General features: G+C 68.2%; 16 protein-coding genes and 2 pseudogenes. 10 read left to right on the forward strand and 8 right to left on the reverse strand.

Translation table 11 applies throughout. The features are described from left to right. Positions 1 to 18: 18 nt before the first annotated feature. Complete coding sequence (motA, locus tag D105_RS0106680) at positions 19 to 870, reverse strand: flagellar motor stator protein MotA (RefSeq protein ID WP_018866481.1); 852 nt, start codon at positions 868 to 870, stop codon at positions 19 to 21. A gap of 110 nt (positions 871 to 980) precedes the next feature. Here motA and D105_RS0106685 point away from each other — a divergent pair, with 110 nt between their 5' ends. From D105_RS0106685 to D105_RS0106700, 5 genes and pseudogenes are all read left to right on the forward strand, one after another. Next, a complete protein-coding gene (locus D105_RS0106685; protein ID WP_017941531.1) occupies positions 981 to 2,372 on the forward strand; it encodes an HDOD domain-containing protein in 1,392 nt (463 codons plus the stop codon). 169 nt (positions 2,373 to 2,541) lie between these two features. Next, the gene (locus tag D105_RS0106690) at positions 2,542 to 4,113 is read left to right on the forward strand and encodes a PAS domain-containing methyl-accepting chemotaxis protein (protein ID WP_018877927.1); all 1,572 of its coding nucleotides are present in this window, start codon (positions 2,542 to 2,544) and stop codon (positions 4,111 to 4,113) included. 610 nt (positions 4,114 to 4,723) lie between these two features. Further along, a pseudogene (locus tag D105_RS14160) lies at positions 4,724 to 5,461 on the forward strand (CBS domain-containing protein); the annotation flags it as partial. A 270-nt stretch (positions 5,462 to 5,731) separates the two neighbouring features. Then, a pseudogene (locus D105_RS14165) lies at positions 5,732 to 6,379 on the forward strand (magnesium transporter); the annotation flags it as partial. Positions 6,380 to 6,462: 83 nt separating this feature from the next. Further along, the gene (locus D105_RS0106700; RefSeq protein WP_018877930.1) at positions 6,463 to 7,119 is read left to right on the forward strand and encodes a TorF family putative porin; all 657 of its coding nucleotides are present in this window, start codon (positions 6,463 to 6,465) and stop codon (positions 7,117 to 7,119) included. 259 nt (positions 7,120 to 7,378) lie between these two features. Here D105_RS0106700 and ispG read toward each other — a convergent pair whose 3' ends face one another. The 3 genes from ispG to D105_RS0106715 all read right to left on the reverse strand — a co-directional run bounded on the left by ispG (position 7,379) and on the right by D105_RS0106715 (position 10,743). Beyond that, complete coding sequence (gene ispG, locus D105_RS0106705; RefSeq protein ID WP_018877931.1) at positions 7,379 to 8,596, reverse strand: flavodoxin-dependent (E)-4-hydroxy-3-methylbut-2-enyl-diphosphate synthase; 1,218 nt, start codon at positions 8,594 to 8,596, stop codon at positions 7,379 to 7,381. Positions 8,597 to 8,771: 175 nt separating this feature from the next. Beyond that, entirely contained in the window at positions 8,772 to 9,923 is a 1,152-nt protein-coding gene (locus D105_RS0106710; protein WP_018877932.1) for a hypothetical protein, read from the reverse strand. A gap of 22 nt (positions 9,924 to 9,945) precedes the next feature. Beyond that, positions 9,946 to 10,743, reverse strand: a complete 798-nt coding sequence (locus D105_RS0106715) for a hypothetical protein (RefSeq protein ID WP_369772640.1) — start codon at positions 10,741 to 10,743, stop codon at positions 9,946 to 9,948. A gap of 201 nt (positions 10,744 to 10,944) precedes the next feature. Here D105_RS0106715 and D105_RS0106720 point away from each other — a divergent pair, with 201 nt between their 5' ends. Both D105_RS0106720 and D105_RS0106725 read left to right on the forward strand, forming a co-directional pair. Further along, positions 10,945 to 11,613 (forward strand): TIGR02281 family clan AA aspartic protease, encoded by a 669-nt coding sequence (locus D105_RS0106720; protein WP_018877934.1) that lies wholly within the window; start codon positions 10,945 to 10,947, stop codon positions 11,611 to 11,613. 70 nt (positions 11,614 to 11,683) lie between these two features. Beyond that, on the forward strand, positions 11,684 to 13,006 hold the full coding sequence (locus tag D105_RS0106725) for an MFS transporter (RefSeq protein WP_018877935.1): 1,323 nt from the start codon (positions 11,684 to 11,686) through the stop codon (positions 13,004 to 13,006). A gap of 205 nt (positions 13,007 to 13,211) precedes the next feature. Here D105_RS0106725 and D105_RS0106730 read toward each other — a convergent pair whose 3' ends face one another. Together D105_RS0106730 and D105_RS0106735 are read right to left on the reverse strand one after the other, a co-directional pair. Further along, entirely contained in the window at positions 13,212 to 16,400 is a 3,189-nt protein-coding gene (locus tag D105_RS0106730) for an efflux RND transporter permease subunit (protein WP_018877936.1), read from the reverse strand. Further along, positions 16,397 to 17,653 carry an efflux RND transporter periplasmic adaptor subunit gene (locus D105_RS0106735; protein WP_018877937.1) on the reverse strand — a complete coding sequence of 419 codons (1,257 nt, stop codon included), beginning with the start codon at positions 17,651 to 17,653 and terminating at the stop codon, positions 16,397 to 16,399. Before D105_RS0106735 ends, D105_RS0106730 begins: the two co-directional genes overlap by 4 nt. Positions 17,654 to 18,109: 456 nt before the next feature. Here D105_RS0106735 and D105_RS0106740 point away from each other — a divergent pair, with 456 nt between their 5' ends. Further along, a complete protein-coding gene (locus D105_RS0106740; RefSeq protein WP_038028427.1) occupies positions 18,110 to 18,664 on the forward strand; it encodes a copper chaperone PCu(A)C in 555 nt (184 codons plus the stop codon). Positions 18,665 to 18,682: 18 nt separating this feature from the next. On the opposite strand, the gene D105_RS0106745 is transcribed toward D105_RS0106740, so the two are convergent. Next, positions 18,683 to 19,540, reverse strand: coding sequence for a peptidylprolyl isomerase (locus tag D105_RS0106745; RefSeq protein WP_018877938.1), 858 nt, complete (start codon positions 19,538 to 19,540; stop codon positions 18,683 to 18,685). Continuing rightward, on the reverse strand, positions 19,540 to 19,836 hold the full coding sequence (locus tag D105_RS0106750; RefSeq protein ID WP_018866495.1) for a YciI family protein: 297 nt from the start codon (positions 19,834 to 19,836) through the stop codon (positions 19,540 to 19,542). Before D105_RS0106750 ends, D105_RS0106745 begins: the two co-directional genes overlap by 1 nt. 431 nt (positions 19,837 to 20,267) lie before the next feature. Here D105_RS0106750 and D105_RS0106755 point away from each other — a divergent pair, with 431 nt between their 5' ends. Further along, positions 20,268 to 20,882 (forward strand): L-threonylcarbamoyladenylate synthase, encoded by a 615-nt coding sequence (locus tag D105_RS0106755; RefSeq protein WP_018877939.1) that lies wholly within the window; start codon positions 20,268 to 20,270, stop codon positions 20,880 to 20,882. A 50-nt stretch (positions 20,883 to 20,932) separates the two neighbouring features. Next, positions 20,933 to 22,300 carry a DUF945 family protein gene (locus tag D105_RS0106760; protein WP_018877940.1) on the forward strand — a complete coding sequence of 456 codons (1,368 nt, stop codon included), beginning with the start codon at positions 20,933 to 20,935 and terminating at the stop codon, positions 22,298 to 22,300. Positions 22,301 to 22,305: the final 5 nt, after the last annotated feature.

The following is a 22,305-nucleotide window of genomic DNA, read 5'->3' on the forward strand; positions in this document are numbered from 1 at the left end:
GTAGTGATCCGGAGGCCGTCAGGCCCCCTTCACGTACTCTTCCAGTTCGGTAAAGCTCGGGCGCATCGCGCTTTCCATGGTCTTGCGACCGAACTCCACCGCGACCTGGGGGCTGTAGCCCTGGACATTGGCGAGGATGCAGGCCTTGATGCACTGCAGGAACTTGGCCTCCTCCTGGGCACGGGACTCGAGGGCGGTCGAGGTCGGCCCGGCAAAGCCGTAGGCCAGCAGAATCCCGAGGAACGAGCCGACCAGGGCAGCCGCCACGCTCGAGCCGATCTCCGCGATGGAGCCGTCGAGTTTGCCCATTGTCATCACGATGCCCAGGACCGCCGCCACGATACCGAAGCCGGGGAGGGCCTCGGCCACGCGGTGAACCGCATGGGCGGGCTTGTGCGATTCCTCATGGTGGGTCTCGAGGTCCAGGTCCATCAGGGCATCGAGTTCATGCGGGTTCATGCTGCCGGAGATGATCAGGCGCATGTAGTCGGTGATGAACTCCATCGCGTGGTGATCCTGCAGGATCCGGGGATGGGCCTTGAAGACCTCGCTTTCTTCCGGCTCCTCGATGTCGGCTTCCACCGCCATCAGGCCCTCTTTCCGGGCCTTGGTGAACAGCTTGTACATCATGGCCAGCAGGTCGAGATAGTCGTCCGACTTGTACTTGCTGCCCTTCATCAGGCTGGGGATGGACTTGAAGACGGTGAAGACGACGCGGGGCGGGTTGGCGATCAGAAATGCCCCGAGCGCCGCGCCCCCGATGATCCAGTACTCGTAGGGTTGCCACATGACCCGGAGGTCGCCGCCATGAAAGTAGTATCCACCGAAGACCGAAGAAAAAACGATGACGATACCCAGAAAATACTTCACGGACCGCGACCCCACATTGCTGAAGCGCCATGCCGGACAGGGTATCCGCCCGCATGCGTTGCTATAGTTGACGGGCTTTACGATAACGACTCCCCTGCGCGAGGTACAGCATGTCCCTGGACAAGGACGCGCCCTACATGGAAGAGGCCGCGCGCCTGGCGGCGCTGGAATGGCCGATTCTCGAAGCCAGCGATGCGGTGTTTGCGGACCCGGATGCCCTGGTGAATCGTTCCCTGCGCGAACTGGCGCGCTACGCCGAGCGCGATCCCGGCCTGAGCCTGCGCCTGGTGCGGCGGGCCAACGCCTCGCGTCGCGGTCTGCGCCAGGAGGTGCACGCGGTGGGCGACGCGATTTCCATGCTGGGCCTGGAGAACGTGCACCGGGAGGCGGCCGAGGCCCCGCGCGTCGCGGATGTGGTCACAAGACCCCAGGCCTATCGCGAGCTGGCGGCGCAGTCGCGGCTGGCGGCAATGATCGCAGGCGAGATTGCGCACAAGCGCCACGACACCGAGCCCGGCGAGGTGGCGCTGGCGGCCCTGCTGAACCAGCTGGGCCTTCTGGCGTTGCTGGCCGAGGGCGAGCCGCGCCTGGATCGGCTGCTGGAGATGCTGGAGCTCAGCGCCCTGCCGGACGAGGCCAGCTACGCCGCGCTGGGGTATGCGACGGACGACCTGTCACGTGCCATGGCGGAGCAGATGGCCCTGCCGGAACTGGTGCAGGGCACGCTGCGTGCGGTCAACGCGGCCCACCACCGGGCCTATGAGGTCATGGTTGCGAGCGCCGTGGCCTGGCAGGTCTTCCGCGGCATGGACACCGCGCGCGGCGATCGCGACCTCGGGCTGCTGGCCGGCCTGATGGGGCTGACGGACAAGGAGGCCGCGGACCGCGTGGGCGCGGTCATCGAGCGTTTCAACGAGGATGTCGCCGTGTATCAGCGGGCGCCGCTGGACCCGCAGATCCCCGGTCGTGTCTGGCTGGGCGAGCGCTATCGTCCGCGCCTGGCCCTGATGCCGCGGGCCGACCTCCTGGAGACCGGGCTCCACGCCCTCGAACAGGAAACGAATCGCGAGGCCCGGATACGCCGGATGCTGCGAGTGATGCAGTTCGGCGTGGGGTTGAACCGGGTGGTGTTCGCCCGTCTGTCCCGCGATGGGGAGAGCCTGCGCGCCGAGCACCTGGTCGGGACCCTGCACGAACCGGAGTTCAGCCACTTCGTGATCAACCGGTCCGCGCTCGGACCGCTGGGTCGGGTCCTGGAGGAGGACGCCGCCCAGTGGTGGGATCGCCGACGCATCCATGACGAGATGCCGGCGGCTGTCCGCCGCCTGACCGGCGGGGTGGACTGTCTGGTCGCCCGGTTGTGCGATGGCGACCGCGTACTGGGCATGGTCTATGCCGACCGGCGTGCGCACGATCTGGACCTGACCCCGGTGGCCTTCGAGGGGTTTCGCCGCGTGCTGGCGGCGGCCGAGCGTCCTTTCGGCTCCTCAGGGGAACACTGAGCGCTTCCCCGGGCCGGGTCGGTGGCTCAAGTCTTTCGCGGGGTGGTCGATACATGTACAGGGTCGTATATAGGCGATCATAATCCGCAGCATTCGCGAGGGGTTGGCCACGGCGTATGGCTGATCCCACGGGCCCCGAGCCCGTGGAACAATCAAAAGGACGTACGACATGCGCAAGAACCTGCCCGTCACCCAGACGGAGTACTCGATTGATCAGCACGGCGACCTGATCTCGGCCACCGACGAGAAGGGGCGTATTCGCTACGCCAACAGTGATTTCGTCGAGGTCAGCGGGTTCGTCTGCGAGGAACTGGAGGGTGCCGCCCATAACATCGTCCGCCACCCGGATATGCCCGAGGCCGCCTACGCGAACATGTGGGAGACCCTGAAGGCCGACCGGGCCTGGATGGGCATCGTCAAGAACCGCCGCAAGAACGGGGACCACTACTGGGTGGACGCCTTTGTGACCCCCGCCTACGAGCACGGCCGCAAGACCGGCTACGAGTCGGTGCGCGCGATCCCCGAGCGCGAGCATGTCGCCCGTGCGGAGAAGGTGTATGCCGCGATCAACCGGGGCCGGAGCTTCGCTCGGCGCTGGTACCACGGCCTCACCTGCCGCCTCGCCGGGACCTGGATCGTCGGCTTCCTGTTGGCGCTGGCGGTGGTGTTTTTGGCGTCCTCGCCAGCGGTGCAGGCGGGCCTGCTGGTATTGATCTTTGCCGCCGGCGGCATCGCGTCGCTGGCGTTCACGTCCGGTATCCGCCAGGCGGTCAATCGGGCCCGGGAGCAGTTCGACAACCCGGTAATGGAGGCGATCTACACTGGGCGCCGCGACGACAGCGCTTCGCTGGAGCTGGTGCAGCAGTTCGGGGAGGCGAAGCTGCGCACCGTGCTGGGCCGGATCGAGGACAAGGCCGACGCGGTGAACGACGATGCCCATGCCATGGCCAGCAGCGTGGAGCAGACCGCCTCCGGCGTGGAGCGCCAGCAAAACGAGATCGACCAGGTCGCCACCGCGATGAACGAGATGACCTCGACCATCCAGGAGATGGCGAGCAATTCCGCGCGCGCGGCCGAGGCCGCCAACAACGCCGAGAAGGAGACCGGCGCCGGGCAGGATGTCGTGAACGGTACAGTGTCCGTGATCAATCGCATGGCGGCGGAGGTGGAATCCACCGCCGAGAAGCTGGGCAAGCTCGAGGCCAGCACCGAGGAGATCGACAAGATCCTGAGCGTGATCCGCGAGATCGCCGAGCAGACCAACCTGCTGGCGCTGAACGCCGCGATCGAGGCCGCGCGCGCCGGCGAGCACGGCCGCGGTTTCGCGGTGGTGGCCGACGAGGTGCGCTCGCTGTCGCAGCGCACCGACGAGTCCACCGTGACCATCCGCAACATGATCGAGACCCTGCAAAACGGTGCGCGCGAGGCGATGTCCGCGATGCGGGCCAGTCAGGAGCAGGCCGCCGACGGGGTGGAAAAGGCGCAGGCGGCGGGCGACTCGCTGACCACGATCCGCGAGGCCGTGGCCCAGATCACCGAGATGAATACCCAGATCGCCACGGCCGTCGAAGAACAAAGCGCGGTCTCCGAGGAGATCAACCGCAACGTCACCTCCATCCGTGATGTGGCCAGCGAAACCGGATCGGTCTCGGTGCACGCGCGCGACGCCAGCGCACGGATGCAGGCCGAGGCCGCCGAGCTGAAAGCGCTGATCCAGCGGTTTGAACAAAAGGCTGGCTAGAATTTTACTTTTCCGGGTTGCGCCATTGAATATGCGCAATTACAATCTCGCCCATCTTGAGTAGCAGAGGTCTGTCAATGGACTGTTGTCGATGGATGCATGAACGTGGGGCCGGTGGCCGGTACGAGCGTGCATATCGTTGCCAGCGGGGTCCCGCCACCCGGTAATGCGGTGGTGTCTCCCCGGTGTCAGCGATATGCGTGACTCCGGGGGGGTGACAGAACGCCTTTCCCCTAACGCCCCTCGCGGGCGCCTCCCCAGCCCCGAAGCCTTTCCCTGCGCCCGCCCGTGTGCGCGGCGCGTGGGCTCCCATGCCATTCGATTTGTCCTGCCTCTGCCCGGATACCGGGCCGGTGCGTGCATTGCTGTGCGCGTAACGGATATGGATCACACCCATGAACACCCAGCAGGAGGCCGCCATGCCAGCGCCTGAAGACGACGACCCCGGGTCTAGCCCGGAAATTCACTGCGGGGCAGTGAGCAAAGTAAAAGTGTGTTCGGCTCGCTGATGGGGGGTTTGTAAAAGACCGCCACCAGCGGTCACGGGATTCTTTTGCCTTTTGTGATGCTCCGCGTGCGTTTTTGTTTTTTAAGCACAAGGAGCATTGCAATGAACGACAAGATCCTGGAAATGATTCATGCCGGCGACGTGGGCGCTGCCCGCGACGAGATGATCCATCCGGTGCCGGCCATCACCGCCAATCGCCTGTCCGAGCTGGACCCGCGTTCGCGCTGGGTGATTCTGGAGGGCGTGGATACCAACGAGCGCCGCGCCATCTTCCTGGCGATGGACGACGAAGAGCAGGCGATCCTGTTCGAGCACACGCCCGAGCCGGAGGCGCGTGAGCTGGTTCAGGGCCTGCCGGCCTATACCCTGGCGCGCGCTCTGACCCTGGTGGGCAAGCCGCTCGCGGCCGATCTGCTGAGTGCTCTGCCGGGCGCCAAGCGCGACAAGGTGCGTGCGCTGTGGCGGCAGGACGAGGACACCGTGGCCCGCGTGATGCGGCGCCCGGTGTTCTGGGTGACCCCGGAGGAGACCGTTGCCGAGGTCACTGCCCGCCTGCGCGGGGATCGCAATATGCCGGACGATGTCGGGGCGGCGCTGCTGATTACCGATCGTGACCACCACTATCAGGGGCTGGTGCGCCTGGGCCGCATGTTCCGCGCGGAGCCTGGCCAGGCGGTCGGCGAGCTGATCGAGCTGGAGGACTTCTGCACCACGCCCGACGGTGACAAGGTGGAGGCCGCTCGCCTGCTGCAGCGCACGGATCTGCCGTACCTGCCGGTGGTGGATGCCGACGGGGTGCTGGTGGGCGTGCTGCGCATCGATGACGCGATGGACGTGCTGGGGGAACGCGGATCAATGAACACGCTCGCGTTGGTATCCCAGGTTTTCCGAGGCAAGGCGCGTCGTGCAGCGGGTAGTGGTTCTACCCGCAAGCGGCGCAACGCAGGATCGGGGAACCTGGGGTGCCAACCCCAAGGGGCTCGGCCGCTTTTGCGCGCGCACGGCGTTGCGGCTCCCTTGTGCAGAAAGACTGCACGGCAGTCACCGCGCCTTGTTCGCACGCAAAAGCGACTCGAGCGCGAGCGTGTTCATTGATCCGCGTTCCCCCCGGAAGAAGACACCCCGGAGGACTTCTACAAGAAGGCGGGGATTGGTGACCTGCTGCACCACAGGGATGTCGTGCGCTCGGAGAAGTTGACCTCCGGCGGGATCGGCTATGCGGTCAAGGTGCGCATGGCCTTCCTGATGGTGACGCTGGCCGGCGGCTTGGCCGTGGGCGGGGTGATCGACTTCTTCGAGGACACCCTGGCGGCGGTGGTCGCGCTGGCCATCTTCATCCCGCTGGTGATGGACATGGGCGGCAACGTCGGCACGCAGTCGACCACGATCTTCGCCCGCGGGCTTGCCCTGGGGCATATCAACCTGGGTCGCTTCTTCCGCAACCATCTGGTGCGCGAGGGGGGCGTGGGCCTGGCCATGGGGGTAATCATGGCGGTGCTCGCCGGGACGATCGCCTACTTCTGGCAGGGTGCGCCGAATGACATCCCGCAGCTGGGTTTCGTGGTTGGCACGGCGCTGTTCTTCTCGGTGTTCACCGCCTCGATCCTGGGCTTCCTGCTGCCGTGGGTCCTGTTGAAGATCGGGGTGGACCATGCGCCGGGGGCGGACCCGTTCATCACCACCATCAAGGATTTCACCGGCCTGGCTGTGTACTTCGGCATGGCCGCCTGGCTGCTGAGCGCGCACATGCCGGCCTGAATGCCGGGGAACCCGAACCGTGTTGCCGGAGACAGAATCCGGCAACACGCCTGCAAAGAACGTTTGATAGAAGAGGAATCGACATGAACCATCGCAACTTCCAGCGCGGCGTGCTGGCCGCAGCCGTGGCTGGGGTGTTCGCATTTGGCATCCCGACTATCCAGGCCGCCGAGGCCGAATTCAACATCGGCGTGTTCACCGACTACATCGATGACGGTGCGTCCAAGTCCGACAACGACCCGGTGGTGCAGGGCGGCTTCGAGCTGGGCTTTGATAATGGCGTGTTCACCGGCGTGCAGGCCTCCACACTTGGCAGTGGTCGCGGCAGCGAGATCGTGCCGTTCGTTGGCTACGGCTTCGACGTCGGTTCGGTGGGTATCGAGTTCGGCTACGAGCACTTTCACTACACCGAGCTCGACGAGCGCTACGAGGGCGAGACCTTTGTGGTGGTGGACTGGGGGCCGGTGTACACGGGGGTGAACTACCTGGCCCATGCCCATGATCGCGACGCCCGGGGCAGCCGGGAATTCTTCGCGGGTACGGCATTCGAGGTGGCCCCGCGTACCGAGCTTTTCGCCGAGGTGGGCCAGGATCGTCCCGCCGATGACGACAATGCCGTGTTCTGGGAACTGGGCGCGGCCCACGCGACCGACTTTGGCACCTTCTCGCTGACCTACGGCTCGCGCGACGAGAGCGGCGCTCAGGACCTGCTGGTCGGCGGCTACACCTACAACTTCTGACCCACCGCCCGCGTCGGTCCGGCGCGGGTTGGTTTTTCACCACGAAGCCCACGAAGGCACGAAGGAGATCAAGGTCAAGGGCTTTTGCACCACAGAGTGCACGGAGAAAGGTCGATAGGGGGTTGAACCGTTTCGCTGTGCTCGGCGGGTTTGAGCCCCATCCAAACCTTCTTTGGATTTCTCTGTGTTCTCCGTGCCCTCTGTGGTGCGATCGCTTTTCTTCGTGCCTTCGTGTGCTTCGTGGTGATTATGGATTTTTCTAGCCGTAGCGGCGTTCGATGTAGGCCTCGACGCGGGCCTGGAATTCTTCGGCAATATGCTCGCCCTTGAGCGTCACGGTCTTCTCGCCGTCCTCGTACACCGGGGCCACCGGCTGTTCGCCGGTGCCGGGCAGGGAGATGCCGATGTTGGCGTGCTTGCTCTCGCCGGGCCCGTTGACCACGCAGCCCATCACCGCGACGGTCATCTCCTCCACACCCGGGTACTGCTGCTTCCAGTTCGGCATCTGCTGGCGGATGTAGGACTGGATGTCCTGCGCCAGGTGCTGGAAGTACTCGCTGGAGGTGCGCCCGCAACCGGGGCAGGCGACCACTGACGGCAGGAAGCTGCGCAGCCCCATGCTCTGCAGGATCTCCTGGGCGACCAGGACCTCCTGGGTACGGTCGCCGCCGGGTTCCGGGGTCAGCGAGATGCGGATGGTGTCGCCGATGCCCTGCTGCAGCAACACGGCCAGCGCGGCGGTGGAGGCGACGATGCCCTTCGCGCCCATGCCGGCCTCGGTCAGCCCGAGGTGCAGCGGGTAATCGCAGCGGGCGGCCAGGTCCTGGTAGACGCTGATCAGCGGCTGCACGCCGCTGACCTTGGCCGAGAGGATGATGCGGTCGTGGGCCAGACCGATGCGTTCGGCCTCGGCCGCACTCTCCAGTGCCGAGGCGATCAGCGCCTCCTGCATCACCGCCTCGGGCGCGGCCGGCTCGGCGCGCTGGCTGTTGTCGTCCATCATCCGCGCGAGCAGGGCCTGATCCAGGCTGCCCCAGTTCACGCCAATGCGCACCGGCTTGTCGTAGCGGATCGCGGTCTCGATCATCGCGGCGTACTGGGCGTCGCGCTTCGAACCACGGCCGACATTCCCGGGATTGATGCGCAGCTTGGCCAGCGCCTCGGCGCACTCCGGGTACTTGGTCAGCAGCTTGTGCCCGTTGAAGTGGAAGTCCCCGACCAGCGGCACGTCCATCCCCATGGCCTCCAGCCGCTCGCGGATCTCCGGCACGGCCCTGGCCGCGTCCTCGGAGTTCACGGTAATGCGCACGACCTCGGAGCCGGCGCGCGCCAGCTCCGCCACCTGCACGGCGGTGCGCAGCGCATCGGCGGTGTCGGTGTTGGTCATCGACTGCACCATCACCGGAGAATCGCCACCGACGGTGACATTGCCGACGCGGACGGGGACGGTCTTGTGGCGGGTTGGGGTCGTGTTCATGTTGAGCTACGCGGGCGCGGGGAAACGGTGCGCGGAGTGTAACGCAGCACCGCCCGACTGCCGAGAATCCCTGTCGTAAAGTTCCATTTGAACCCAATGGGCAGGTCCCCGTGGTCTTGGGGAGGGGCGTAAGGCCGATCGCCAGGGACACTGTCGCCGGGGTGTCCACTTCCCGTCATGGCGAGGCCCCGGAGGGGCCGTGGCCATCTCCGGACGCAACCCCCGACGTTGGTCCTGGTCCGCGCCAGGGCTGGAAGGTGTTCTCCACCGCGCTGCGACTGGCCGCGTGGCGGGCCTCCACGCGCTCGGCGATCGCCTGCTGCAGCGCCTGGCGGGTCTCGGCCTCCAGTGCGTCCAGGGCCTCGTGCAGGGCCTGTTCCAGGGCCTCGCGATGGCGGGCCTCGTCGAGTCGCAGCAGCAGCCAGTCGACACCGATGATGGTGGCCCCGGCCGCCGTGATGCCGCAGCCCAGCGAGAACGGTCCGCTCCAGGCGCAGACCCCGGCGCCCAGGGCCCCGGCGCGTCCGGCGCGCCCCAGGCTGCGGGCCAGCCCCGCCTGGGTGGTGCGGGCGGCCAGACGGGCCTGCACGGCGCGGGCGATCAGGGGCGTGGCCAGGCCGCTGCCGGCGGCGGCCGTCGCGGCCAGGCCGGTGCGTTGATCGAAGCGCTCCAGGTCGATGTCCAGGGCCGTATGCAGGGCGTGGCCGCGTTCGATCTCGGCGGCCGAGGTGGCCGTGGCGCGGGGTGGCGGGTTGGGGATACGGGCATCCGCCAGGCGGTCGATCAGTTCCAGGCGCCAGGCATCGCGGACCTGGCGCTGCTGTTCGTCCAGTCCCCACTCGACGCGGGTCGCGAGTTCCCGCAGGGGTTCGTCCCAGAGGGCGTCCGGTAGCAGCTGTTCGCGCAGCATGCGGGCCCCGGCATCCGGGGCAGCGTCGCCCAGCCACTGTACGCCGCGCCGCCACAGCCGGGTGTATTCCGCGCCGAGGGAGTAGTACCCGTCCACGACCTCGGGGACACGGTCATGGAGGGCGGCGAAGCGGGCCTCGAGTTCCGCGTCCACGCGGGTCTGCCAGTGCTCGCGGGCGGCGGTGTCGCCGGCCTCCAGCCACTCCAGTGTGTAGCGCTCGAGCGCGGTGAGGCGCTGGTGGTCGAGCTGGTAGCGCTGCTCGCCGAGTTGCAGGGTCAGCGCGCCGTCCGCGTCCCAGTCGCGCGGCTCGTGCTGACTGGCGAGCCAGAGCAGGGCGAGACTCGCCAGCAGGGTCATGCAGAGCCACAGGCCGGCGCGGGCTGAGCTGGAGGTGGTGTGCGCTGCCGGCGTGGTCATGGGTCGGTGGCTCCGGACCCGACTACTCGATCACGGGCGCGTTGCGCGGATCGCCCAGGGTGTCGGTGGCCGGTCGCAGCGGCAGCAGGCCGTTGGCCAGCAGCAGGAACCCGGCCGCGAGGAAGGCCTGTTCCGCAAGCACCAGCAGCCAGCCGAGCAGGGCCGGCAGGGACTCCACTCCCTGCGGGAACCACTGCTGTCCCAGCCACAGGCGCAGGCCGTCCTGCGCCGCGGCGAGCTGCAGCCCGGCCTCCAGCAGGTGGCTGCGCGCGGCCTCGTGATGCACCAGGAACCAGACCGCCTGTTCCAGCGTGGCACCGGTCAGGTCGGGATAGTGCGCCTGCAGTGCCAGCGCCAGCAGGGCGATGATCAGCAGGAGTCCGGTCAGACGCAGGGCCCCGCGGCGGGCCAGCTCCGGGGCGAACCGGGGGTGGGCGTGCCCGCGCAGCAGTCGGGCGAACAGGGCCTCGCCGATCACCAGCACGAAACCGGCGACGAGGAGCACGGCCCAGACCTCCTGTGTCGGGATGCGCGCGAGTGTGATCAGCAGCAGGCCGCCCAGCAGGGCACCGATGACCAGGTGGCGCAGGGCCATCAACGGGCCGCCGCGCAAGCGCCGGGGCCACTGGCTGGTGGGCTCCAGGTAGCCGCGCAGGAACGCCGCGCGCCGCACCCGATGACGGCGGAAGCCGCCATGGGCGATCAGCAGGGTCACGGCGATCCACAGCACCACCACGCCGGCCTCCGGCAGGACCCGCAGGTTCATGTGCATCAGCCACAGCCCGATCACCAGTACGGTTACGGTAAAGGCATGCCGCAGCGCGACATGGGTGGTCGGGCCGGGGCGGGCGGAATCGTCAGACGGTTGGCGGGACACGGCAGCTCCACGCGAAGGGGAATGCCCCGATGGTAGCAGGCGCGCGGGCCCGGGCCGTGGTGTGTCCGTGGTGCCATTGCGGACGTTCGGGCTTCGTTCAGCCGAACCCGGTATAACCGGCCCATGGATCGTACAGCGCATGCAATGGTTTCGGCCTGGGCTTTGACGGGGCGCCGGTTCTGGCTCGTCGGGCTCCTGGCCCTCTGGCTGCCTCTGGGGGTTGCCGCGGAGGAGCTTCGGCTGCACGCGGTGTTCGGCGAACGTGCCGTGGTGTCCGTGGGCGACGAGCGAGCGGTGGTGTCGACCGGGGATACGGGGCCCGGTGGCGTGCGGGTCCTGCGCACCGGCCCCGGGATGGCCCTGGTGGAGTATCGCGGCGAGCAGCGCGAGCTGCGGGTGCAGCCGCGGCCCGCGCCGGCACGCCCGGATCCCTCGGCGGGGGAGGCTGGAGCGGTTCGGGTGCACCGCGATTCGCGGGGGGATCACGCCGTTACTGCTGGCCTGAACGGCACGGCGGTGACCCTGGTGGTCGACCCGCAGGCCGACTCCGTGCTGCTGCGCGCTTCGGATGCCGGGCGCGTCGGGATTGATCCCGACCAGGGGCGCTCGGTGCGCTTTCGTGACGAGCTCGGCACACGGCATGGCCAGCGGGTGCGCATCGACCAGCTCCAGGTGGGGGGGCTGCGGCGTGCGGGGGTCAGCGCGATCGTGCTGCCGGACGGCGACCTGCCGCGCTCGCGTCTGGGGCGCAGCTTCCTCGAACACTTCGCGGTCGAGCGCGATGGCGACGCGCTGGTGATCCGGGATCGCTGAGGGCAGCATGGATCAGTGTTTCCCCGAGCTGCGTTAGCATGGCGGCCGTCACGCCCACCAGGATGCCTGCATGCCGCTGATTCGGCGCCACCCCGAGGACGCCCCCGCCCCGCGCCGCGAGATCTTCGGCTGGGCGATGTTCGACTTCGCCAACCAGGCCTACACGCTGCTGATCATCACGGTGATCTTCGGCGATCTGTTTACCCGCATCATCGTCGGGGATGCCCCGGACTACCGCCTGGGCAACCTGCTGTGGAGCCTGGCGCTGGCGATCAGCTACGCCATGGTGGTGATCGCGGCCCCGTTCGCCGGGGCGGTGATGGATGCAACGGCCTCGCGCAAGCGCTTCCTGATGGCCTCGTGGATCCTGACGGTGGTGACGACGGGGCTTTTGTATTTCGTCGAGCCGGGGCTGGTGCTGTTCGGCATGGCGCTGATCATCGCCTCCAACTTCGGCTATGCGATCGGCGAATCCTTCATCGCCAGCTTCCTGCCGAGCCTCGGGCCGCCGGAGAAGCTCGGCTGGATCTCGGGGCTGGGCTGGGGCATGGGCTATATCGGCGGGCTGATCGCCACCGCCTTTGCCCTGGGCCTGCTGGGCGAGGTCAGCGCCGAGAACTTCGAGCGTATTCGCTGGGTGGGGCCGTTTGCCGCGGTGTTTTTCCTGATCTCGGCGATCCCGACCTTCCTGTTCCTGAAGGAGCGCGGCACGCGTCGGCGGATGCGCCGGCGGATGCAGCTGGGGCTCGGCTGGCGGCGGGTGCGCGAGGCGCTGGTCACGCTGGGGCAGCGCCGTGAGCTGCGCGCGCTGTATGTCTCCATCTTCTTCATGATGGCCGGGATCTACATCATCATCTCCTTCACCTTCATCTACGGCTCGCAGGTGATCCAGTGGGACGAGCCGGTGCGCATCGCGATGTTCGTGATCACCCAGGTCACCGCGATCATCGGGGCGATCGGTTTCGGCTTCCTGCAGGACCGTGCCGGGCCGGTGCGGATCTATCGGCTGACCCTGGCGCTATGGGCGCTGGCGGTGCTGGCGATCTTCGGCACCACGACCATCGCGCAGTGGCTGAGCGCACTGCTGGGCCGACCGGTGGAGGCGCAGATGGTGTTCCTCGGCGTGGGGATAGTCGCCGGGCTGTGCCTGGGGTCGGCGCAGTCGGCCGGGCGCGCGCTGGTCGGGATGATGGTGCCGGTGCGCGAGGCCGGGCGCTGGTTCGGATTCTGGGCCCTGTCGGCGCGTGCCGCCGCGATCTTCGGGCTGGCCGGGATCGGCCTGCTGCAGGCCTGGCTGGGGCTGGCCAACGCCATCCTGTTCTGCCTGTTCCTGTTCCTCGCCGCGCTGCTCGCCTCCATCCCCGTCCACCTAGCCGATCGCTCCCGCCACTGAGGGTGAAGGTCAAAAGCGGTATACAGGAAGATGTGAAGACAGGAAGAGGGATTGGGTTTGGCCGTAGCTGGTGTGGCAGGGGTGCGGGAGTGTCAGGGTGCTGGCCAGATCACGCTGTCCACACCCAAATCATCCTTCCCATCTTCGAACCTTCCTGTAAATCGCTCTTGATCTGGCCCTCTTAGCGGTGGGCCACATGCAAGTGTTAGTCGGTGGCGTGGTGGGTAAGGGTGGCGCCGCGGTCGAAGCGGCCTTCGTAGAGGCGCAGCAGGGCCGGGATCACGAACAGTACCAGCACGGTGGCGATGGCCAGGCCGAACACGATGGAGATGGCCATCGGGATCAGGAACTGGGCCTGGACCGAGCGCTCGAACAGCAGCGGAGTCAGGCCGGCGATGGTGGTGACCGAGGTCAGGATCACCGAGCGCAGGCGCTGGCAGGCGGCCTCGACGATCGCCTCCTGCAGGGCCAGACCGGCCTCGCGCAGGCCCTGATAGAAGCTGACCAGGATGATGGAGTTGTTGACCACGATCCCGGTCAGGCCGAACAGGCCGAACAGCGACAGGATGGTCAGCTCCACGTTAAGGATCCAGTGGCCCAGCAGGGCGCCGAGGATGCCGAACGGGATGATCGCCATCACGATCAACGGCCAGCCCCAGGACCCGAACACCCAGGCCAGGGTGATGTACATCAGCCCCAGCGCCAGGACCAGGCCCGTGCGCATGTCGGCGAAGGTCTCGGCCTGGTCGGCCGCGCGCCCCTCGAACGAGTATTCGATGCCGTAGCGCGTCGCGAGGTCGTCCAGCGGGCCGTCTTCCAGCGCCGCACGGATGCGCGCGGCGTTGTTCACGCTGCGGTCGACCTCGGTGGAGACCTGGATCGCCAGACGGGTGTCGGCATGGCGCAGGGTCTCGAAGCCCTGACGCGAGCGCAGGTCCACCACGCTGCCCAGCGGCACGAACTCGCCGCTGGGCAGGCGCAGATTCAGGCGCTCCAGGCTCTCGCTGGAATGGCGCTCGGCATCCGGCAGGCGCACGCGCACCTCCACCTCTTCCAGCCCGTCCTGGTAGAGCTGGGCGAGGTGGCCATCATAGGCATCGCGCAGCTGGGCGCCGACCGATTCGGTGGTCAGGCCCAGGGCGCGACCCTCCGGCTTGACCTGGAATACCAGTTGTTCGCGCCCGAACGGGGTGTCGTCCTGGGTCGCGAAGGTGCCCGCAAAGTCGTCGAAGATATCCGCCAGTTCCAGTGCCGCGTTCTTCAATACGTGCGGGTCGTCGCCGGTCAGGCGCACCTCCAGGTCGCGCCCGGGCGGCCCGGTCTGGCGTTCGTCGATGCTGAAGTTCTCGATGCCCGGGGCCTGGCGCACGCGTGCCTCCCAGGCCTGGATGAACTCGCGGTTACGCACTTCGCGCTGTTCGGGCGAGACCAGCTCCACCTGGATGTTGCCGAACTGGTCGCCGCGCGGGGCGTTGCCGTCTCCGGGATCGATGCCGCGGCCGAGCCGGGTGACGGAGGCGCGCACCAGGTCGCCGCCCAGGGCCTCCTCGGTCTCGGCCAGGGCCTCCTCGACGTGGATCAGGAAGGCCTCGACCCGCTCCGGCGGTGTGCCGGCGACAAAGTTGACCCCGGCGTTGACGATGGTGCCCTCGGGCGACGGGAAGAAGGTGAAGCCGATGCGTCCGCTGGCCGCCAGGCCGATGGCGAGGATCAGCGCGCCGACCGCCAGCGCCAGGGTGGTGCCCGAGTGGTTGACCGACACGGTCACCGCGCGGCGGAAGGCGCCGTTGCGGAAGGTCTCGAAGCCGTTGTCGAAGCGCTCGCGCAGGCTGCCGGCGCGCGGCGGCTGGAGCCGGTGCATCACGCCCTTCAGGTGCGCGGGCAGGATCAGGAAGGCGATCAGGAGCGTGGCGACGATCACGCAGATCACCACCAGCGGGATGTCGAACAGGATGTTGCCGATGATGCCGCCGATCAGCATCAGCGGCAGGAAGGCGGCCACCGTGGTCAGCGAGGCGGCGATCACCGGCCCGACCATGCGCCGGGCGCCGTCGCGCGCGGCACGGCTGGCCGAGAGCCCGCGCTGGTGCAGGCTGTAGGCGTGCTCGGAGACCACGATCGCGTTGTCGACGATGATCCCCAGCGACATGATGAAGCCGAACAGCGAGATCATGTTGATGGAGCCGCCGACCACCCACAGCACCACGAACGCGGCGGTAAAGGCGATCGGGATGCCCAGCGCCACGCGCAGGGCGATATGCCGATTGAGGAACAGGAACAGGATCCCCAGCACCAGCAGCAGGCCGCCCAGGCCGTTCTTCAGCAGCAGGGTGATGCGTTCGGAGAGCAGCTCCCAGAAGGCGTCGGTCACCTGCAGCTCGACCCCCGGCGGCAGGGCCGGGCGGGTCTGCGCCAGCCAGTCCTCCAGGACCTGCGCGGCCTCCAGCGAGTCGCCGGTCTCCGAGCGCAGCAGCTGCATCTCGATCGCGCGCTGGCCGTTGGCGCGGGCGCGCACCTGGCCGTCGCGGTGGCGCAGGTCGAGGGTGGCAATGTCGCCCAGGGTCAGGCGTCCCAGTTCGCCGTCGCCGCGCAGGACCAGCCGCTCGAAGCTGACGATGTCGCGGGCCTGTTCCAGGCTGCGGATCTGGCGCGCGGTGTCGTCGCGGCCCACCGAGCCGGCCGGCAGGTCCTGCGCCATCGCGCGGATCTGCTCGGCGATGTCAGCCAGCGTCATGTCCAGGCGATTGAGCGTCGCCGAGGGCACCTGGATGGCCATCTCGTCTTCGGTCAGGCCGGTGAACTCGATGCGCGCGATGCCGGCATCCAGCAGCTCGCGCTCGAACTGACGCGCGAGGATGCGCAGCTGCTGGGGGTCTTCGGGGCCGGTCAGCAGCAGCCGTGCCACCGGCTCGTAGCGGATCACACGGGTGACCACCGGGGTCTCGGCCGCTTCCGGCAGGTTGCGCTGCTGGTTCACGCGGTCGTTGACCTGCTCCAGCGCCAGGGTCATGTCGGTCCCGGCCTCGAACTCCATGGTCACCACGCCGATGCCCAATGCCGAGGTGGAGGTCATGTTGCGCAGGCCGTCCACCGTGCGCAGGTCCTGCTCCAGCGGGTCGACGATGGCGCGCTCGACATCCTCCGCGCTGGCCCCGGTCCAGGGCACCTCCACGGTGATGAAGTCGAGCTCGAAGTTGGGGAAGAACTGGGTGTTGAGCTTGGTCAGGGCAAAGGCCCCGGCCAGCAGCATCAGCGCGATCAGCAGATTGGCCGCGAGGCGGTGTTCCAGGAACAGCTGGATCGGCCCGCGCGGGGGCCGGTCAGGGTCCTGCGCGCCGCCCCCGGGCATCGGCTGCCCGGATGCCGGCGAGTTGCCGGGTTCCGCTTCGCTCATCGACCGGAATCCTGCTGTTCCACCTCGACCCGCAGGCCATCCACGGCATTCGGCAGGCGCGTGGCGATCAGGGTGTCGCCGGCGGCGATGGCGTCACTGCGGATCAGCGCGAGGGTATTGCCGTCCGCATCGATGAAATCGCCCAGGCGCTCGACCTGCAGCGACTCCAGGCGCCCGTCCACCACTCGGAACACGCGGTCACGCCCGAACAGGGACTCGAATGGCACCGCAAGACTGTCGGGTTCCTCCGGCAGTTGCAGGCGCAGTTCGACAAAGCGGTTCAGCGGGAGTTGTTCGCCGCCGGAGCGCACCTCGAACACCCCGCGCATCCCGGCGTCGCCGGCACGGGTCTCGCCCTCCAGGCGTACCAGTTCGGTCTCGACCGTGTGGCCGGCGACCTGTGCGCGGGCGGGCAGGGGTGTGTCCCCCTGCAGCAGGCGTTCGACCCGGGCGATCAGGTGTTCCGGGAGGCTGGCGCGGATCTCCAGGTCATCCACCGCGAACAGGCGCAGCAACGGGTCTCCTGGTCGGGCGCGCTCGCCCGCGGCGACGTCGACCTCCACGATACGTGCGTCGAAGGGCGCGCGAATGGTCGTGCGTTCCAGGTCGATCTCGGCCTGGGACTCGGCGGCGCGGGCACGTGCCAGGCGGGCCTCGGCCTGGGCCCTGCGCATCGGGGCGTCGGCCACGGCCTGCTCGCGGTTGTCCACGGTGATGCTGGCCTGCTGCAGCCGCTCGCGGGCGGCATCGAGATCCGATTCCGAGCCAAGGTTGCGCTCGCGCAGGTCGCGGGCGCGCTCCAGGCCGCGTTCGGCGATCGCCAGGAGTTCGCGCTCGCGCTGCAGGGCCTCGCGGTCGAAGCGGGCACGCAGTTCCTCGCTTTCGACCGCGCCCTCCAGCTCGCGGCGCTCGGCCTCGCGCTGGTCCAGCAGCAGCCGGGCCTCGCGCGGGTCGATCTGCACCAGCGTGTCGCCGGCGGCCACGCGCTGGCCGGCGCGCGCCGGCACGGCTTCGATCTCGCCCTCCACCGCGGCGCGCAGCTGGGCATCGCGGGCGGAGCGGCTGCGCCCGTTGAGGATCACCCCCGGCCGGTGCGTCCCGGGCTCGGCGGTCACGCCCTGTACCGGCCAGGTGCGCTCGCTGGCCTCCGGCGGCGGCGCCTCGGGCCCGGTCGCGCGCAGGACCATGAAGCCCACCACGGCGACGGCGAGGATCAGGACGGGAAGAAGGGCTCGGCGGAGGGCGCGCGGCATGGACGTCTCGTTTGTGGCTTGGCAGTTCGGTGGGGCGGGTGCGGCCCGTCGCTTGGAGGCACCTGCGGGCCGGAGGTTCCCTTCGCGGGCGTTATCGTACCACCGCGGTTTGTGGGGGAACCCCCGCGGTTGCGGTCGGTCCCCAGGGAAACACTGATGAATGTACACGCTCGCGCTCGAGTCGCTTTTGCGTGCGAACAAGGCGCGGTGACTGCCGTGCAGTCATTCTGCACAAGGGAGCCGCAACGCCGTTCCCACGCAAAAGAGGCCGAGCCCCTCCGGGGTTGGCGCCCCAGGTTCCCCGATCCTGCGTTGCGCCGCTAGCAGGTAGAACCACTACCCGCTGCACGACGCGCCTGGTCTCGGAAAACCTGGGGTGCCAACGCGAGCGTGCACATTCATCAGTGTTTCCCTTGTGTGTCAATATTACGTTTTGCTTAAATGAGGTGAAAGGTCATGAAAGGATCCAGGCTGTTTCCGGCAGTGTTGCTGACGACCACCCTTCTGGCGGGCGGCGCGGTCGCACCGGCGCTGGCCGACGCGCCCGAGGTCTGCGAGTGCCGGGCGGGCCTCGAGATGGAGGGGACGCCCTGGATTCGGCTGATGCCGGGTGACATGACCGGCGGCTACTTCGTCCTGCGCAACCATGGCGAACAGGACCTCCGGATCGTCGCCGCGCAGGCGCCGATCTCCGAGGTGGTGGAACTGCACGAGCATGCCCACGTGGACGGGGTGATGCGCATGCGCCAGGTCGAGGGGCTGGACCTCCCGGCGGGCGAGACCCTGGTGCTGGAGCCCGGTGGCCTGCACCTGATGTTCATCGGGCTGCACGAGCCGCTGACGGCCGGCGACTGGATCCCGGTGACCCTGGAGTTCGCGGATGGCGAGACCATGGAGATCCATGCCCGCGTACAGCGTGGCGAGGGTGCCAGTGGCGGCCATTCGGGTGGCCACATGATGGAGGGTGACGCCCCCGGCATGGGTGCCGAAGGCGGACACCACGGGCACTGAGGCCCGGGGCTTGCCCGACTACTGATTGGCGGGCCGGTTCGGGATCTGGATGTCGGCATCCGCGCGCAGCGTCTCCAGGAATTCCTGGATGGCGCGGCTTTCGAGGATCTCGACCAGTTCGGCGCGCACGGCATTCAGTTCCGGCACCTCGATTTCGCGGGTCTCCTCCAGACGGATGAGGTGCCAGCCAAAGCGGCTTTCGACCGGCTCCGCGGTGGTTTCACCCGGCTCCAGGGCCACGGTGGCGTCGCTGAACGCGGGGACCATCTGTTCCGGAGAGAACCAGCCCAGCTCGCCGCCGCGGGCGGCCGAGCCGGGGTCGATGGAATGGGCCTCGGCCAGTTCGCCGAAGTCCGCGCCGTCGTCCAGCTCCGCGAGGAGTTCGCGGGCCTGCTGTTCCTCTTCGACCAGGATATGGCGGGCGCGGTACTCGGTGCCGCGCATCTGCTCAACCTGGCGTTCGTACTCCGCCTCGAGGTCGTCGCGGGTGATCTCCAGCTCTGCGGTGATGCGTTCCATCAAAAGCGAGGCCAGCAGGTTGGTCTCCACCATGCGCAGGATCCGCCGGGTCTCGGCATCGGTATCCAGGCCGCGGTTGACCGCCTCCTGGCGCAACAGCTCCAGGCTGATCAGCTCTTCCAGCGTGCCATCACCCTCGGCCAGGCCCGGGTCCTCGTCCATGCCGGAGTAGGTAAACAGGTCGGCCCGGGTGATGGGCTCGCCGTTGACGAGGGCGACGGTGTCGACGTCGTCGGTATCGGTGGTGATCGCGTCCGTTTCGGCATCCGGTGCGGGCGCCTCCTGTGCGTCGCAGGCGACCAGCACACCGGCGAAGGCCAGGGTGGCGAGCGCGGTGGCAAGGGGACGAAGTCGCATCAGAACACCTGCTTGAACGGGCGTACGTCGACCGCGGTATACACGCCGGCAGCCACATAAGGGTCGGCGTCGGCCCACGTACGGGCGGCTTCCAGGGACGGGAATTCCGCGACGATCAGGCTGCCGGTGAAGCCGGCCGGGCCGGGGTCGTTGCTGTCGATGGCGGGAAACGGGCCGGCCAGGACCAGCCGGCCGTCGTCGCGCAGGGCCTGCAGCCGGGCGACGTGTTCGGGCCGCGCGGCGAGGCGGGCATCCAGCGAGTCGGGGGCGTCCTGGCCCTGGATCATGTACAGCATGGGGTGTTCTCCTTGATTTTGGGTGCATCGTAACCGATCACTGGCCGCGCCTCGCGCTCCGGGTTCGCAGTTTTCCCGCTAAGGAAACACTGATTCATGTACACACCCGCGTTGGCACCCCAGGCTTTCCGAGACAAGGCGCGTCGTGCAGCGGGTAGTGGTTCTACCCGCAAGCGGCGCAACGCAGGATCGGGGAACCTGGGGTGCCAACCCCGAAGGGGCTCGGCCGCTTTTGCGTGCGCACTGCGTTGCGGTTCCCTTGTGCAGAGTGACTGCACGGCAGTCACCGCGCCTTGTTCGCACGCAAAAGCGACTCGAGCGCGGGCGTGTACATGAATCAGTGTTTCCTCAGGGCCGGCCCGTGCGCGTTCTTATGGGCGTGGCGGCGGATGCGCTACACTGCGCAGCCGATCCCCGCGTCGAATCGATCCATGATCTCGATCCACCCCGAAAACCCCCAGCCCCGGCTGATCCGGCAGGTCCTGGACCGGCTCCAGGACGGGGCCGTGATCGCCCTGCCGACGGATGCCTGCTATGCCCTGGCCTGCCTGCCGGGGGACAAGACCGGGGCGGACCGGATCCGCCGTATCCGCCAGGTGGACGAGACCCATCATCTGACCCTGCTGTGTCGCGATCTCTCCGAGCTGGGCGTGTACGCGAAGGTGGACAACACCGCGTTTCGCCTGATGAAGGCGCTAACGCCGGGGCCCTACACCTTTATCCTGCCCGCCACCCGCGAGGTGCCGCGGCGCCTGCAGCACCCCAAGCGGCGCACCATCGGGCTGCGTGTGCCGGCTAGTCCGATCCTCTCGGCGTTGCTGGCGGAGCTCGGATCACCGCTGATGTCGGCGACCCTGCAGCTCCCCGGGGACGAGAACCCGCTGAGCGAACCCTGGGAGATCGAGGATCGGCTGGGCAAGGTGGTGGACCTGGTGGTCGATGGCGGGGCCGGGACCCTGGAGGCGACCAGTGTGCTGGACCTGACCGGCGATGTGCCCGAGGTGATCCGTCACGGGATGGGCGATGTGGGATTTCTGGATGAATAGCCCCGGCCGCATACCGGGGGTACGGCGCGGCACGGCCGCAGGGAGGCGCAATGCGTAAGTGGGTGGTTCTGGCCGTGGTCGTGCTGGCGGTGGCCGCTGTGTGGCCGGTCGTGGTCGGCAAGCAGGTGGAGGGTACCGTTGCCGGAACGCACGAGGCCCAGCTGGGCGAGGTGCAGTTGCGCCACGAGATGCTTGAATACGAACGCGGCTACCTGGGCGCCAGCGGCCGCAGCCAGCTGATCCTGGAAGACCCCGACGGGCGCTTCGAGATCCCGCTGGTGCACGATATCCGTCACGGTCTGCTCGGGGCGCGCGGCGATTCGTTCGTGGATCTCGATACCCTGGCAGCGCCGGACGATTCCCTGCTCGGCCATCTGCTGCGCTCGCTGGATCTGCAGGTGCATTCGCGCTCGGGGATCGGCGGTGGCGTGACGACCCGCGTTGCGTTCGACGACCTGCGCATGGACCTGATGAGCGTGCCCGAGGTGGCCGAGCATGCCGCCACGGTGGGTGGCCCGCTGTGGCTGGATCTGGCGGCCGGCCAGGGTCGGTTCGCCTGGTCGGCCGAGCAGATCCTGGTGAGCCTGGATCTGCCGGAGCTGAGGCTGTCGGACGACACCTTCGTCTGGGAGGCGCAGGACGCCCGCTATGCCACGGTGTTCGAGGCCGACGCCGACGGGGTCTTCGGACGCCTGCCGGACTACGAGGGCGGCCTGGCGGCGTCCGTGGTGGAGCTGCGCGAGGGCGAGGCGAGTCGGCTGCGGATCGAGCGCCCGCGTCTGGATGCCTTCCAGCAGACCAGCAACGACCGCATGGACTCGCGCCTGCGCCTGCAGGTCGAGCAGGCGCGCATGGACGACGGCGCTGGGGATGCGCTGACGCTGAGCGCCCTGGACCTGCAGGCGGGCATCCTGCGCTGGGACCGTCCCAGCCTGCTGCAGTTGCTCGGCGAACTGGAATCGATCGAGGCGCGTGGCATCGAGGGCGAGCAGCGCACTGCCCTGATCGGCGCGGCGATGATCGACGCCGTCGGCGGGATGATCGAGCACCGCCCGGTGGTCGAGCTCAAGGCCTCCCTGAACGAGGAGCCGGCGCGTCAGGTCGCGCTGGACACCGAACTGGGGCTGTACGGCACGCAACAGACCTTCGCTACCCGTCCGCTGGAGACGCTGCGGCTGGACAGCGAACTGCGTCTCGGGCTGGAATGGGTGGCCGAATTCGACGCCGCCTATCCCGATATCGACCTGGATGCACAGCTGCACGCCCTGGCGGCTGACGGCTGGCTCCGCCGCGATGCCGAGGCCGGGTACTGGCACAGCACGCTGGCCATGGCGGACGGCCGGGTGCATATCAACGACGTGGATCGCACGGCCATGCTGCTGGCGATGCTGTTCGCCTTTTCCGGCGGCATGTTCTGAGACGA

Origin of the sequence: Thioalkalivibrio sp. ALE28 (assembly GCF_000377425.1) — a bacterium.
Taxonomy (GTDB): Bacteria; Pseudomonadota; Gammaproteobacteria; order Ectothiorhodospirales; family Ectothiorhodospiraceae; genus Thioalkalivibrio.